The organism is Niallia sp. HCP3S3_B10, assembly GCF_052064465.1.
GTDB lineage: Bacteria > Bacillota > Bacilli > Bacillales > Cytobacillaceae > Niallia > Niallia hominis.
The window spans coordinates 53341-68195 of the sequence record NZ_JBQHVO010000018.1 but is presented as its reverse complement, the minus strand read 5'-3'; the positions used below and the strand labels follow the sequence as shown (position 1 = coordinate 68195).

General features: G+C 37.0%; 17 protein-coding genes. All 17 read left to right on the top strand.

Annotation, left to right across the window (positions count from 1 at the left end):
* The coding region (locus ACTNDN_RS10370; protein WP_441131233.1) for a flagellin at positions 1 to 737 on the top strand (737 nt) is incomplete at its 5' end.
* A 231-nt stretch (positions 738 to 968) separates the two neighbouring features.
* A complete protein-coding gene (locus ACTNDN_RS10365) occupies positions 969 to 1349 on the top strand; it encodes a hypothetical protein (protein ID WP_441131232.1) in 381 nt (126 codons plus the stop codon).
* A gap of 200 nt (positions 1350 to 1549) precedes the next feature.
* A complete protein-coding gene (locus tag ACTNDN_RS10360) occupies positions 1550 to 2002 on the top strand; it encodes a JAB domain-containing protein (protein ID WP_441131231.1) in 453 nt (150 codons plus the stop codon).
* A gap of 13 nt (positions 2003 to 2015) precedes the next feature.
* On the top strand, positions 2016 to 2318 hold the full coding sequence (locus ACTNDN_RS10355) for a hypothetical protein (protein ID WP_441131230.1): 303 nt from the start codon (positions 2016 to 2018) through the stop codon (positions 2316 to 2318).
* A 251-nt stretch (positions 2319 to 2569) separates the two neighbouring features.
* Positions 2570 to 3439 carry a tyrosine-type recombinase/integrase gene (locus tag ACTNDN_RS10350; protein WP_441131229.1) on the top strand — a complete coding sequence of 290 codons (870 nt, stop codon included), beginning with the start codon at positions 2570 to 2572 and terminating at the stop codon, positions 3437 to 3439.
* 380 nt (positions 3440 to 3819) lie between these two features.
* Positions 3820 to 4248, top strand: a complete 429-nt coding sequence (locus ACTNDN_RS10345; protein ID WP_441131228.1) for a hypothetical protein — start codon at positions 3820 to 3822, stop codon at positions 4246 to 4248.
* On the top strand, positions 4203 to 4505 hold the full coding sequence (locus ACTNDN_RS10340) for a hypothetical protein (RefSeq protein WP_441131227.1): 303 nt from the start codon (positions 4203 to 4205) through the stop codon (positions 4503 to 4505). The genes ACTNDN_RS10345 and ACTNDN_RS10340 overlap by 46 nt, the downstream gene beginning before the upstream one ends.
* 158 nt (positions 4506 to 4663) lie before the next feature.
* A complete protein-coding gene (locus ACTNDN_RS10335) occupies positions 4664 to 5095 on the top strand; it encodes a hypothetical protein (protein ID WP_441131226.1) in 432 nt (143 codons plus the stop codon).
* A gap of 95 nt (positions 5096 to 5190) precedes the next feature.
* Complete coding sequence (locus ACTNDN_RS10330) at positions 5191 to 7743, top strand: hypothetical protein (protein WP_441131225.1); 2553 nt, start codon at positions 5191 to 5193, stop codon at positions 7741 to 7743.
* A 168-nt stretch (positions 7744 to 7911) separates the two neighbouring features.
* Positions 7912 to 8769 carry a tyrosine-type recombinase/integrase gene (locus ACTNDN_RS10325; RefSeq protein WP_441131224.1) on the top strand — a complete coding sequence of 286 codons (858 nt, stop codon included), beginning with the start codon at positions 7912 to 7914 and terminating at the stop codon, positions 8767 to 8769.
* 14 nt (positions 8770 to 8783) lie between these two features.
* Positions 8784 to 9557, top strand: coding sequence for a hypothetical protein (locus ACTNDN_RS10320; RefSeq protein ID WP_441131223.1), 774 nt, complete (start codon positions 8784 to 8786; stop codon positions 9555 to 9557).
* A 260-nt stretch (positions 9558 to 9817) separates the two neighbouring features.
* Positions 9818 to 11905 carry a flagellin N-terminal helical domain-containing protein gene (locus ACTNDN_RS10315; RefSeq protein WP_441131222.1) on the top strand — a complete coding sequence of 696 codons (2088 nt, stop codon included), beginning with the start codon at positions 9818 to 9820 and terminating at the stop codon, positions 11903 to 11905.
* Positions 11906 to 12391: 486 nt separating this feature from the next.
* On the top strand, positions 12392 to 13012 hold the full coding sequence (locus tag ACTNDN_RS10310; protein WP_441131221.1) for a hypothetical protein: 621 nt from the start codon (positions 12392 to 12394) through the stop codon (positions 13010 to 13012).
* A 115-nt stretch (positions 13013 to 13127) separates the two neighbouring features.
* On the top strand, positions 13128 to 13364 hold the full coding sequence (locus ACTNDN_RS10305; protein WP_441131220.1) for a hypothetical protein: 237 nt from the start codon (positions 13128 to 13130) through the stop codon (positions 13362 to 13364).
* A 135-nt stretch (positions 13365 to 13499) separates the two neighbouring features.
* The gene (locus ACTNDN_RS10300) at positions 13500 to 13727 is read left to right on the top strand and encodes a hypothetical protein (protein WP_441131219.1); all 228 of its coding nucleotides are present in this window, start codon (positions 13500 to 13502) and stop codon (positions 13725 to 13727) included.
* Between the two features lie 7 nt (positions 13728 to 13734).
* A complete protein-coding gene (locus tag ACTNDN_RS10295; RefSeq protein WP_441131218.1) occupies positions 13735 to 14475 on the top strand; it encodes a hypothetical protein in 741 nt (246 codons plus the stop codon).
* Between the two features lie 103 nt (positions 14476 to 14578).
* Positions 14579 to 14818, top strand: coding sequence for a hypothetical protein (locus tag ACTNDN_RS10290; protein ID WP_349204446.1), 240 nt, complete (start codon positions 14579 to 14581; stop codon positions 14816 to 14818).
* Positions 14819 to 14855: the final 37 nt, after the last annotated feature.

Sequence of the window (14855 nt, the reverse complement as noted above, 5' to 3'; positions counted from 1 at the left end):
TAAAAGGTGCAAAGGATGCAGATGGAAAAGCAATTACTGATGCTGCTGATATCTCAATTACAAGCGGTAAATTAACGATTACCTCTAAAACAACTGGTTCAGATTCTCAGGTTAAAATTGAAACTGGTGGTACAGATGCAGCGAAATTAGCAACAGACTTAGGTATTACTTCTGGAGATGAAAATAAAGGTAAAGGTACTACAGGTGCTGATTCAGGCTCAGGCTCAGGCTTTACTGCAAACTTACAAATTGGTGCTAATACTGGTCAAAGTTTTAACATCTCAATAAATGATATGCGTGCCGATGCACTAGATATTAGTTCAACGGACAAAACAGCTGCGAAAAAAGTAACTGTTAACGGAAAAGAATATGACGTTAAGTGGAATGAGAATCAAGAGGTTACAGATGGAACAGTGAAAACAGGTTCAGAGTTCGCTTTAGATGTGTCTAGCCATGAAAACGCTACTGCTGCAATTGGAGTACTTGATGAAGCGATAAATAAAGTATCTTCGGAGCGTTCTAAGCTAGGTGCTTATCAAAATCGATTAGAGCATACTATTAACAACTTAAATACCTCTTCTGAAAACTTAACTGCTGCTGAGTCTCGTGTTCGTGACGTAGACATGGCAAAAGAAATGATGACTCAAACGAAGAATTCTATTCTTTCTCAAGCAGCACAAGCAATGTTGGCTCAAGCAAATCAACAACCACAAGGAGTTCTACAACTTCTTCGTTAATTTTAGATTATTTGGAAGGGACTCTAGTTTTACTAGGGTCTCTTTTTATTTTTGGCTTAGAAATTATGAGATAATCAACGAATAATCAAGAACTTTTTAGAAAAGTATACAAAAACTTCGAGTGTTGCTTGTGAATAGGCTAGGAGAACTACGAATAAAGAAATCTGAATTTGCCGAGGGTATATAGAAATAAGATAATAGTAATATATAGAAAGACAGGAGGTGAAGAAAATGACAAATGCAATTCAATCTTTATTTGAGGAAAAATTTGAAATGAAGAACCATTATAGTAGGGAAGAGTTACATGTGATTGTAGATTTCCTTAGAAATGAAATAGGTAAAGTGGCGATTAGCATTTATCATACCAAGATTGGAGAAATATCTAGGAATGATGTTGTTCTCGGTAAAATAAGCTTTAATCCTAGACATATACTTAAAGCCTTATTTATTGAAGGTATTATTTCTAAAGATATACTTGATGAGTTCATTAGAATAGATGACGAGCAATTCTTTAACCTGATTTTTAGAAGGATTAAGGATTATGAGGAAGAAATGCTTAATGTAATTGAATCTGTAGAAAATCTAATGAAGAAACTGGAATTGGTAAAATAAGTTATAAGTTTATTGATTTTTGAGTAATCAAGCAAGAACGAGGAAAAGGGTTTGATATTGGGTGTTTCCATTTATATGTAATGATACAGAACTTAAGCATATATTATTATCATGAACATATATGTACATGATGTTCATCAAACTAGGGCTTCTCTCTTCGGAGGGAGCCCTTTTTCTATTTTAGAGGAGGAATCGTAATCATGAAAAATCAATCTGCAAAACGTGTGAACATTGTTAGCCTAAAGCTAGTGAAGGAATCGAGCATGCTTTACAAGAATCGCTGTGTACGAAGCCCTGAAGATGGCTACCAACTGTTGAAGCAATTCTTAGGAGACGTGGATAGGGAATACTTTGTTGTCGTTTGTTTAGACACTAAGAATCAGCCAACAGCCATTAACATTTGCCACATTGGAAGCTTAAACGCAAGCATAGTACATCCAAGGGAATGCTTCAAGCCTGCCATATTGAGTAATGCTGCATCAATCCTTGTGGGGCACAACCATCCCAGTGGGAAAAGTGCTGAAAGCAGAGAAGACGTGGAGGTTACTAAAAGATTAGTAGAAGCAGGTAAAATCATTGGCATAGACGTTCTTGACCATATTGTGCTGGGGGATGGAGAGTACGTTTCACTAAAAGAACAAGGTTACATTTGAAAGAGGGAGAAAGATGATGTATTTGGAATGGTTTGTAGGAACGATGAAAAAGACATTTAACATTGAAGTTAAAAGAGAGGATGTAGGCTACGAAGCCCATGATTTCTATCATGAAGAAATAGATGATTTGCTTATCCCTGCGGAACACTTAGAAAAACTACCTAACCCATTGCTCATTGAAGCAATTTCGTATGTAGATGATAAAGGGTACGAATGGATTGCTGGTTATGTACTTGAGGAGAAAACGGGAAAGAAGCTGTACGAAGTATGGATAAAGAATGGGGAACAAATTGCTTACGAGATTTATGTTGACTAAGTGAAATTCACTACATTTCTTACTGCAATCTAACGACAAAACTAAAAGGAATTAAATCATGTTTTGTAGAACCGATGAGCGGCAAAGAATTGGAATGACTTCCATATGAAAAAACTGCCGACATTATTATATAACTGTCGTGAGTGGGTAGGAAAGGAACTGGAAAATGAATACTAAGAAAACGTAAAAGGCTATTGGTGTATAAATGCGTACATCAATAGCCTTTTTTCATTTTTGGAGGTGAATCAGTCTTGGAGATTGATGAATTTAGCCAATGGCTTTTTACAGAGGGCAAAGCAGCTAAAACAATCGAGTCCTATGTGAACGATATAAAAGGGTTCCAAGCATATTTGCATGAAAAGTTGAATGAGGTTCCAGTCCTATCCCGCTTCTCATTTGTTAGGTACAAGGAACATTTGATGAAGGAGGACTATGCCGTTTCAACCATTAACAAAAAGATTAATAGCCTAAAAGTTTACAACGATTTTCTAAGAACCAAAGGAGCCATAAGTGAATCATTCATCCAGTTAAAACGAGATAGGATTAAAATAGCTGCTGGAAGTGAGGACGATGTAGAGGCGCTTTCAGAGGAACAGGTGGAACAACTGCTATTTTACGTTGAAAACAAAAGCAAAGTAAGCACTCGTAACAGGCTGATTGTTTATTTGCTTCTCTATACGGGTGTAAGGGTAAGTGAACTGGTTGGAATTAAAATAGCAGATGTTGACTTCCTGACAAGCCAATTAACGGTGATTGGAAAAGGAGGTAAGAGACGTGAAATCGGGCTTAGACAGGATGTGCTCCAATTAGTAAAGGACTATATGAAGGAAGAGCGTTCCGAGTCTAATTTCAGCCATAGCGACTATCTATTGGTAAGCCAAAGGGCAGAAAAAATGCATCGTGATGCAGTGAGGGACTGGTTAGCAAAAGTTTCAAAGGAACTAGGGTTCAGATTGTATCCACATTTGTTTCGTCATACGTTTTGTACAAGGCTATTGAAAAAAGGCGTAGACCTTACAACTGTAAGCAAGCTGGCAGGGCATTCTACGGTGAGTATGACAGCAAAGTTTTATATCCAAACGACTAAGCAAGAGAAGATGGATGCAGTCAATCTATTGTAAAGGTGGTGGAAAAGGATGGATGCCAAGCAAATTGTTATCGTTAAAAAAGTGGTTTGTGCCATTTTGGCAATAGCTTTGGAAGAATTGTCTAAGATGAGTAGAAGGTAATTGATTTTCAACTATTTCCTAAAATGAACAAGAATCCATTGTAGGTTCTTGTTTTTTTTTGAATATCATTTTGACTTTCTAATGAAGAATCAAAAGGGACAGTAGAGACGCTTCGATGCTACTGACGCTACTTTAGATAATGAGGAGTCACTTTATTGAGGATTTTCTTTTAAAATTGGACAAAAGGTATTAAAATTAACCAATACTTCTATAGGCTTATACTTGATATTATCTTGTAAAGCAATCGAATAGCGCCAACGGGGGGGATTCATGTGTTTCTTACGCAAAAAGATATAATTAGTTTGATTATAAATGAGAAATACCGTTTTCTCAGCCTTGAAAGACAACAAGAAGTATTTAGGAAAGTTCGTAACCGTTTAATATCTTATTATAAAGATACAGGGGATAACCTTATCAGTAAATTGAATATTGATAATCATAAAAATACAAACTTTACAGTTGAAACATCATTATTGCTGATTGTAATTTTAGAAACTTACGGACATAGCTATTTACACAACTGGATTTTAGGCAAACGACTATCGGAAGACCAAAAAAATGAATGGATTGAAAAAAGTAAAGAAATTTTGAATTGGATTTCATCTTCTGATTGGAAAATTAAAGATGGTACGGGGGAGATAAGAAGAAATCTCCTTTGGAGGAGATGCGAACAAAGTTTAAATTCCAAATTTTACTTTTAGAAAAGAAGGAAAGTTATATACTTTCTAAAGTAGAAAATACAATATTTAATCTTACTTTAGGGAAAATTGAAAATTGCGAAATTGAGGGTATGAAGAAACAACTGGAAGAAATGGTGCGGTTGTTTGAACACATTACAGAAGAGGGAAAAATTGAATTTATTCAGAAAAAAAAGGCTAGCGTTACAAAGATGAATCTCTATCTTTCAGAGATACTAGAGCAAGAAATAAAGGAATATAAAAATTTTAGAATGATTTAGCAAGAGCGGCTCCCGATAGTTTGGGGGCTTCTTTTTTTGCTTGTCAACCTTGTTTTTTTACAAGAAATCAGGAAAAAACACCACATTCCAACACTGTTAAAAATGCTGTTTAATAGGGTTATCAAAACTAACCCATTAAAAAGTAGGAGGAATAAGCTATGAACTATAAACGAAACCTGGTGCCTCAAATGGCTTCGCAAGGGTGGCATTCTGCTACAGTCAATGATATTAGGGAAGGAAAGCCCGCCAAGACTAAAATGGGGCTTTCGGATACCGCCTTAACCTCATTTACCACTGATAATCATTGTCTTGTTACTCAATCATTCCTTATGGCTTCAGGTGTGAATTTTACACTGGAAAAGCTGATTGATATCACAATGGGAGAGGGGGACGAGGAAATAGACTTAGAAAGTCTTGTCGGTAAGCGTTGTGGTATTAAGGTTGAACATAAATTCTGGAATGATAGAGTATTTGCAAATGTTGTCGATGTTTGCTCGTTAGACGAGCTTCAAAAGTTTGGAAGTAACAAATCAACTATATCAACTCAAGTAATAAAAGACTTGGATGACATCGACTTCGGTAACATGTAACACCCTAACGAAGCAACAGTACAGGCTATAGCGGCAATGGTTGCTATAGTCCCTACTGACGCTACATGAGACAAAACAAAAAGGGAGACTTTAGAATGACACATAGAGAAACGAAAACAACAGAAGAAATGATTATGGAATCTCTTTCTAGCCTAAAAGGTGAAGGAGAAGTAACAGAGTTGCGTATCTTAAAAACGTCAAGGGGTACAGTCAGCGGCTATTTTGATGATAATGAGGAATTAGCGGAAAATGCAGCGAAATATGACGGGAAGGTTCCGGCAATCTATTTTACCCTTAATCCTGTGAAGCCTGATTTGCTACCAAGAGCGGCAAATCGTGTTGTACAACGAGCAAAAAATACGACTGCAGATGCTGACATTGAACGTAGATGTTGGTTCCCGATTGATTTTGACCCTGTTCGTCCCGCAGGTATTTCATCAACGGATGAAGAACATCAAGCCGCTCATTCAATGGCAAAAGAAGTACAACAGTTTTTGGCGGGGAAAGGATGGATTGAACCTATTGTGGCAGACAGCGGCAATGGTGCTCATTTATTATACCCTATTGACCTTCCAAATGATGATGAAAGTACGATGCTAATCAAACAAGCATTAGAAGCTTTAGATTTTCAATTCAGTAATGAAAAGGTCAATGTAGATAAAAGTGTATTCAATGCCGCACGAATTTGGAAGCTTTATGGAACAATGGCTGGCAAAGGTGACCATACAGACGAACGACCACATCGGTTGTCTCAAATCTTATCTTTTCCAGAAGAATCAATTGATGTGTCAGTGGAACAGTTGAAGGTATTAGCAGCTTTATGTCCAACGATGCCAACAAAGGGGAAATCAGCTTCTAAGAAGAGCAACACAGAAGAAGATTTCAACCTAGAAGAATTTATAGAACAACATGGGTTGGATGTTGCCTTTTCCGCTCCTTGGCAAAAAGAAGCAACAAAGTATGTATTGTCAACATGTCCTTGGAATGAGAGCCATACAAATAGAAGTGCCTTTGTCATTCAGTTTGCTAACGGTGGAGTTGTGGCAGGTTGCCATCATAATAGCTGTTCAGAAGAAAACTGGCAAACATTACGGAAGAAGTTTGAGCCGAATTGGAATCCATCATCCCATAATGAAGAATCCAAAAAGGAATCACAAGCGGACATATTGATTGGGGTGAGCGAGGAAGCTGAGTTCTTCCAAGATGATTTAGGTGAATCCTTTGCTGCGGTAATCATCAATGGTCATAAAGAAGTATTAAAAGTGAAAAGTAAGAAATTCAAAATGTGGCTAACAAAGCAATTCTATGATGCTACGAAAAAAGCGCCAACCAGTGATGCTATGAATCAAGCACTAGGTGTAATGGAAATGAAGGCAGCCTTTGAGGGTGACGAACATAGCTTGCAATTGCGAGTGGCAGAAAAAGATGGTGCATTTTATTATGACCTAGCGAATGAGGATTGGAGTGTCGTAAAGATTGAGCCTAAAGGTTTTCAAGTATTGAATGACCCTCCTATTCTATTTACTCGAAATAAAAATACCAAAGCCCAAGTTATTCCTGATTCTTCGGGAGACTTAAAGCTGTTACTAAATCATGTGCGAATTAAAAATGAAGATGACCAAATTCTTTATCTCACTCATGTTGTGACGTGCCTTATTCCGAGTATTCCTCATGCTGTACTGGTATTCAGTGGTGAAAAGGGAGCTTCTAAATCCACGTCCATGAGATTGACCAGACAAGTCATTGACCCAGCTGTACAGGATTTATTAACGATGCCTAATAGTTTGCAAGATTTAGCAATATCATTGGCTAACAATTACATGCCATCTTTTGATAACTTGGATGGATTATCAGCTGAAAAAAGCGACCTATTATGTATTGCTTCTACAGGTGGAGGATTTAGTAAGCGTACATTGTTTACAGATGATGATGAAACGCTACTTGACCTAAGAAGATGTGTTGGATTGACAGGTATCAATGTAGTGGTTACAAGAGCAGATTTAATTGACCGTTCCATAATCATTGAATTAGACCGTATTCCAGAGAATGAGCGGAAAGAAGAACGAGAAGTGTGGGAAGCTTTTGAAAAAGATAGGGCTAGCATTGTAGGTGGGGCTTTACAGATATTGGCAGACGCAATGGCAATCTACCCAAATGTTAAACTAGACAAGCTTCCACGTATGGCGGACTTTACTCGATGGGGCTATGCCATTGCCGAAGTATTAGGGTATGGAGGAGAACGCTTTTTAGAAGCTTATCGTAAAAATCGTAATCAATCCAATGAAGAAGCCATTTCCTCGCATCCAGTAGCCGCTACAGTTGTTGCTCTTATGAGAGACAAGCAAACTTGGTCAGGTTCCGTTGCAAGTCTGCTAAGTGAACTAGAGCGTGTAGCCTTTCAAGAAAAAATTAATACCAATGTTAAAACATTCCCAAAAGCAGCTCACATTCTAAGCAGAAGACTAAAGGAAGTGAAATCCAATTTAGAAGATGTAGGGATTACGTTTGAAATCCGACATGCAGGGGACTCCAAAAAGATTTCTATTCAAAAGTCTGGTGGAAATGTTGTTCCCATTCGTCAGCAACAAGGAATATTGCAGCGGACAGGAACTGATTCGAATAAAGCTACAGATATAGAACTTTCGTAAGGTTACGACGAATTTGCGGAATGGTAATTATCCACTTTTGTGCCAACTGTAGCGTCAGTACTGAAAGTAGGGTTGCTACTGACGCTATGTGAGGCTACTTTTACCCGAATCAAAACATGAACCCAAAATTATATTATTACCTTGATTAATCAGAAAGGGGATATTGATATGTTATTCATGGAATCAGTTGAGCAGTTTGGAAAATATCAAGCAAACATTGAACGGAGTCCAGTTACTATTAAAGCCTATCATGAAGATTTAACACTTTTGAATCGTTACCTTGAAGAGAAATACAATAGTCCAGTTTATCTTGAGGACATTACACAAAGGGATGTAGAGGAGTACCTTCTTTATCTCAAAGAAAAGAAGAGTTATCAACCTATTAGCAGAAAGCGTGTGTTAGGCAGCATGCGGTCATTCTTCGGTCATGCCTACAAAAACGAATGGTGCGATAAGAATGTTGCAGCAAGACTTGAGCCAATCAAATGTCAGCAGAAGGAGCGGCAATATCTTTCTGAAAAAGAGGTCAATCAGTTTGTGGATGCGATTCAACACAAATTGATTCGATTAGTGGCGCAAACCCTTTATTATACTGGAATGCGTATTTCGGAATGTCTAAATCTTCAAGTTGATGATATCGATTTGGAGAGAAACCTCATTCACATTAGGCATGGAAAGGGAAACAAAGACCGCTTTGTTCCAATCAATTCAAAATTGAAGGAGTTACTTGAGGATTACACGGAGAACTGGAGGGTGAATTCTGATTGTTTCTTTGCAACGAGGAACACAGGTACATTATCAAAAACTAGGGTAGCAAAGGTGTTTAGGGATACGAATCAAGCATTGGGATGGAAAAAGAATGTAACTGCACATATTTTGCGGCACTCTTTTGCTTCTAAGCTTGTCCAAAATGATGTTCATTTGGTTAAAATCTCAAAATTGCTTGGTCATAGCAGTTTGAAAACAACGAGTATTTATGTTCATAGCAACATGGATGATTTGAAAGATGCAGTTAACACGCTGTAAAGGAGGAGTAACAAATGGCTAATGCAGATGCATTGCAACCAATTTATGAAGATAAGGTTAAAAAGATACTACAATTATTAGGTGATGGTCTTTCAAGGGAAGAAGTAGCTGAACAGTTTCAGTATTCAACTTACCGCTCAATGGATAGCTATATGAGTCGTAAGAATTTTGTTTGGGACAAGAAAAAAGGGACGTATATACCAGCAGATGCTAGGAAAGCGTCACTTGAAACAATAGTGAATTTTCCATCAGACCGAGTCCGTAGAATTGTGATGGAATTGAACAAGGAAGGAGCGGATTTAAAGGAGGTTGCATTGAAGGTAGGATTCGAAAGCCATTTAGAAATGGCTTCTTATATGAAATCAAAAGGGTTTGAGTGGTCACAGGAAGCAAGGAATTATCTCTCTGCTTCCTCTACAATGCCTAGTGATGAGGAGGATGTTTCTGCTGGCAGTAATGACGCTTCATTAGAGGGTTCTCTTTCTGTTGGAGATGGAAGCATCGAACATTTCTTACCTTTACTTGAATGGTTAGCAATGAACAAGGAAGGCTTACAAAGCCTTTTGGGAGCGTCAGTAGCGTCAGGACAAATCCCACGCTTTACATTATCAGGTACGTTCGTTACAAAATCTGTTCACATGACGAACACGTTAGACTTTATGGTTCGAGATTTTAGCAAGGAAAGAAACATTAATCAGCGAGAGATTTTCGAGGTTGCATTGATTGAATTCTTTCAGAAGTATGGGTACGAGCAGGAAGTTGAAACATTGTTACAACAAAATGCCTAGCAAATGTATTTCTAATGGAAGAAATGAAGAACAGCTCTAATGGTTTCCAAATGAACTGCTGTTTTTTGTTCTTCCATTTTTTTATGATTTCCTAATGTTTTTGGAACTAGTTCTTTCCGTTAAATATGGTTTTCCTAATGATGCAACTAAAGATTTTGCAAATTCCTTGAGTCGCATGAGCTTCTGTCCTAGGGGAAATTTGGATTTTTGATGTTGCTTTTCGTCAGTTGAATAGTGCTTCAAGTGCACAAGGTAAATCAATGGAGAAGCTATCTTCAGGTCTTCGTATTAACCGTGCTGGAGATGACGCTGCAGGTCTAGCAATCTCTGAAAAAATGCGTGGACAAATTCGTGGATTAGACCAAGCGTCTAAAAACTCACAAGATGCGATTTCTATGATTCAAACTGCAGAGGGAGCTTTAAATGAAACTCATGACATTCTTCAAAGAATGAAAGAGCTATCTACTCAAGCAGCTAACGGAACTAACACTGATGATGACCGTGCGGAAATTCAAAAAGAGGTTAACCAATTAACTTCTGAAATTAACCGTATTGGTAATACTACAGAGTTTAATACAAAGAAATTGTTACAAGGTAGTACTAGTAAGTCTGATGTTGGTGCAACAGCAAAGGCTGGTACCGCTGCTGTTGACGCTGTGAACGCTACAAAAGCTGAATGGACTACTGGTAATATTGATGCAATGGCTGCTACCGAGTCAGGCACATTTGAGTTTATGGGAGTCACAATTAATATCACTGCAGCTACAACAGCAGATACATCAGACGCTACAGCAACATCAAACGTCACTGCTACTTCTGCAGACTTACTGCTTGATACTGATTCAACAAACCCATCTGATGGTGCAGACACTGCTGCAGAACAAGCTGCAGCTATTGTAGGTGCATTAAATGCTATCAAAGCTGAATCTGGGTCCCCACTTGCCGACTTTACATTTGCGTCAGATTCTAGTGGGAATATTACCATTACAGATTCTGCAGCAGCAGGTTCGACTAATAATGCAGCTAAAATTGTAACAACTGGTGACTTGCAAGTTTCTAGTACTAACTTAGATAAAGCTGCTACAACACCTGGTGTAGATGCAGTTGCTGGTGTTAAGCAATCGTATGATTTAACTTTTGATAAAGCGCCAACAGAAGGCTCTACTATTAATGTTGCAGGAAAAGATGTTGCATTCTATGATAGCAGCAAAGGAACTTACTCAGATGCAACAGATGCACAAACTAAATTAGGTTCTGATTTTGTTATTGATGTTAATGGCAAAAATACTTCTGATATTGCAGCTGCAGTAGCTGCACTAGACTTCACAAATTCAGGTACTGGTGCCACAGCAGAAGCTGTAGGTAATAAAGTTACTTTTACAGCTGAAACAGCAGGTAAAGCAGCAGCAGACAATGCTAAGGTTACAACTTCAGACGCTTATGCAGGGACAAAAAGCGTATTAAATGCTACTACTGCTACTGATGATGATGCTAGCGGTGATACATTTGAAATGAGCGTTGTTGTAGGGGATAAAACTTTTACAGTTGATGCTAGCTTATTAAAGCAAAATTTTACTGCTCTTGATACTTATGGTAGCTCTCAACAAACAGATGTTATTAATGCATTAAAAAATGCAACAGCTACAGATGGAACAAAACTTTCTGAACTTGTAAATGTTTCTTTCGAAAATGGTGCTAACCAAACATTAAAATTAGAAGCTAAAGAAGTTGGAACAGACAATATTAAAACTGTATTGACTGGAACAACTACGAATATCGCTGGTGCACTTGGACTAACTGCCGGAACACAAACAGGTACAGCTGGAACTGACGCATTTGAAAATAGCGGTAAAGACTTTGTTGAAACTTTCCAAGTAGGTGCAAACCAAGGTCAAAGCTTCAGTATAGCTATTAAAGATATGCGTTCTAATGCTTTAGGTCTTACTGGCGATTCTGCAGGAGCAACTAGTAAAGATGTTCCAGGAGCTAAGTATACAACTACTAAAGATGTTACAAATGGCACAGACAATACTGCTGTTGAATTTGCATTAGATGTATCTTCAACTGAATCAGCTTCAGCAGCTATCAAAGTTCTTGACAATGCTATTCAAAGTGTATCTGCTGAACGTTCTAAACTAGGTGCATCTCAAAACCGTTTAGAGCACACAATCAACAACCTAAACACATCTTCTGAAAACCTAACTGCTGCGGAATCTCGTATCCGTGATGTAGATATGGCGAAAGAAATGATGAACCAAACAAAGAATTCAATTCTTTCTCAAGCAGCACAAGCGATGTTGGCTCAATCTAATCAGATGCCTCAAGGAGTACTACAACTCTTGAGATAACGATTAAAGGGCGTCTAGTTTGGTAACGAACTAGAGTATAACTGGGTGAATTGCTGGAACTTTCTAAAGCTTCATCAACCACAACGTAACTGGAAACGGTAAGCGTGAGGGTATGAAAATGATGAGGATGAAACAATGGATAATCAGCAGCCAAGCTCCTGTGAGGAAACTCTGGAGAAGGTTCAACGACTAGAGGATACGGTCTAAGGTGAAAACTATGGCTATGAATCTCGTAGGGCAGTGTAAGCTGTTCGAAGTGCCCAGCTCCATGAAAAAAAGCATGGATGAAGATATAGTCTATTCTGTAACTGAAAGGTGCAGTCGCAAAGCAAGCGAACCAACAACCACAAGGAGTTCTACAACTTCTTCGTTAATTTTAGATTATTTGGAAGGGACTCTAGTTATACTAGGGTCTCTTTTTACTTTATTTGAAACAAGTAGGTAATTAAAGGTATTATGTTAATAAAATTGTAAACAGGAGGACTTATGAATATTCCAATTTCAAAATTAAATCAATTAACGTATTTAGAAGCCGTTGATAAAATTATTGAACTTAATAAACATGCCAAAGATTTTTGGTCAGATGCATTAGGATGGGCACCTATTGAGGCATCGAATTTATTAAGTAAGTCAAGATTGGATTGGCAAGTATCGTTGTCGTATTCAATGAAGAAGTGGAATGAGTGCTCCTGTCCTGAATCGGAAAATGGGGATTTAATACTGGCTTGGGCAAACCTTGGTACTTTAGTAGAAGGAACTATAAAACTTTTCCTTTCCGTATATTTGAATGATTATATGGATGATTCGGCAAATTACAAGAATAAAAGGGGCATTATTCAGCCGGACGAAATTACATTTGATAAACTCCGTCAATACTTTAGAGATAAAATTTGGAAAGATAGGGAATCAGCTTCAGAATTTGACGATTGGGTTTTATTTATGCAACAGAGGAGAAATGCTATCCATGCTTTTAGAAGTAGAGAAATTGGTACTTTTAATGAATTTAAAACTCACACAAAAAAGTACTTAGCTTTTTTAATGTATCATTTAGATAGATTACCTTACCCAGATGACCAATATGGTCCAGATTTATATCTAGCAGATTGAAGACCTTTGGAACAAATACCAAAATAAAAATATATTATTATCATGAATAAGCTTATCTGAAGCCCTAACTCTTTTAGTGGAGTTAGGGCTATTTCTATTTCTAGGAGGAGAAAAGATGATATATTTGGAATGGTTTGTAGGAACGATGAAAAAGACATTTGTTATTGAAGTAAAAAGAGAAGATATAGGCTACGAAGCCCATGACTTCTATCATGAAGAGATAGATGATTTGCTGATTCCAGCTGAACACTTAGAAAAGTTACAAAAGCCATTGCTTATTGAAGCAATCTCGTATGTAGATGATAACGGGTACGAGTGGATTGCTGGTTATACCATGGATAGGAACAAGTAAGTAGTTACACAAAGCTTCGAAGGTTGTCATTTCCACCGTATCATTACAAACAAGTCTTCTAAGATGTTTTAATGTTTAGACGATCGTATTTTTGTGGAAAATAGAAATAAAACTCTTATGAAAAGGAGGTAAATCGTGGACAAATATAGAAATAGTAGCTACAGAAAAGAAAAGAAAAAGGAAAATGGAGTGATACGATTGATGCCAACAACTATTAAACAGTCAACAGGAAAAGTTGATACTGTGAGAAAATCTGATTTTAGTAAGGAAAAGAAAAAGAGTGCACGTGAAATCCAAGATGAAATTGGCATTTATGGTGCATTTGGTCGCACACTTGTAGATTTACACAAACAAGGAAGGTAGTTGTCAAATGGACTATATTATTGATGCTGAGCAAATGAATAATGAGAATTTATTTAAAGCATCTGTTTATTTGGATGCTTGTTTTATTTTGGCGTACCTAGATAAAACAGATCTCAGAAAGCTGGATGTAGCCGATACTCTTGATATTTGGGCGGAAAATGAGGTGAAGCTTGGATATAGTAATCATACCTTTACCGAGGTAACCAATCGCTTATTTCAAATGTTAGTATTAGGTTCCCTTCAGGTTTATCATGAAAAAAAACAACTTCTTAACAATACAAGGAATGGATTTGATAAATTAAGTGATGAAGAAAAAGGAAAATTAATTAATCTAGATTCTGCTCGATATCTTTACAGAGTAGCTAAAGATGAAGATATACTAAGGTTTTACAACAGAGAAGTAGCAGCAAATGTCGGTGAGTTAATTAAACGGGCAAAAGAAGACCAAAACAAACGGTATTTGTTGGATATTTATTACCATCTTGCATTGGGAATTTTTAATAATTTTATTCGGAAAATGAGAGAAGAACTCGAATTTGAGGTAGAATTGCTCTCTGATGGTTTTGAGGAAAATGAGTTAGCTAAAGTACATATGCAACTAACCCAGCTGGATTCAACTGATTCGGTTCATTTAGCTATTGCAAGAATAAATGAATTTGATTATTTAGCCACTTTGGATAGCGATTTTGTGCATGATTATTACCCAAATGTTGATGGATTAGCTATGAAAATTATCAAGGTTGCATAAGAGTTTTAAACTTTTAATTTTGACTTTAATATAGAAGAGTCTAGTATTTATATTAGGTTCTCTTTTTTCTGTAAGAAAGCTTATAATTACTGGGGGTCTGGAAATGGATAAAAATATTAAAGAATATAAAGAATTTCTTGAAGATGAATTAAAAAGAAGTAAGGAACATTCTACCATCTTAGATGAAATTAATATAAAACTTCACGAAATGAGAGAAATAGCAGAGTATGCATTAAATAATAATCTGACCAAGGAAGAAACTAATAGATTGAATTCCCGACTCATCTCATTAAAGGAAGAAATTATCGAATTAGAAAAAGGATTATTTTATATAGTTCAATAATCCTAATGTTTTTAATAATGGTCAATTAGTACTATCC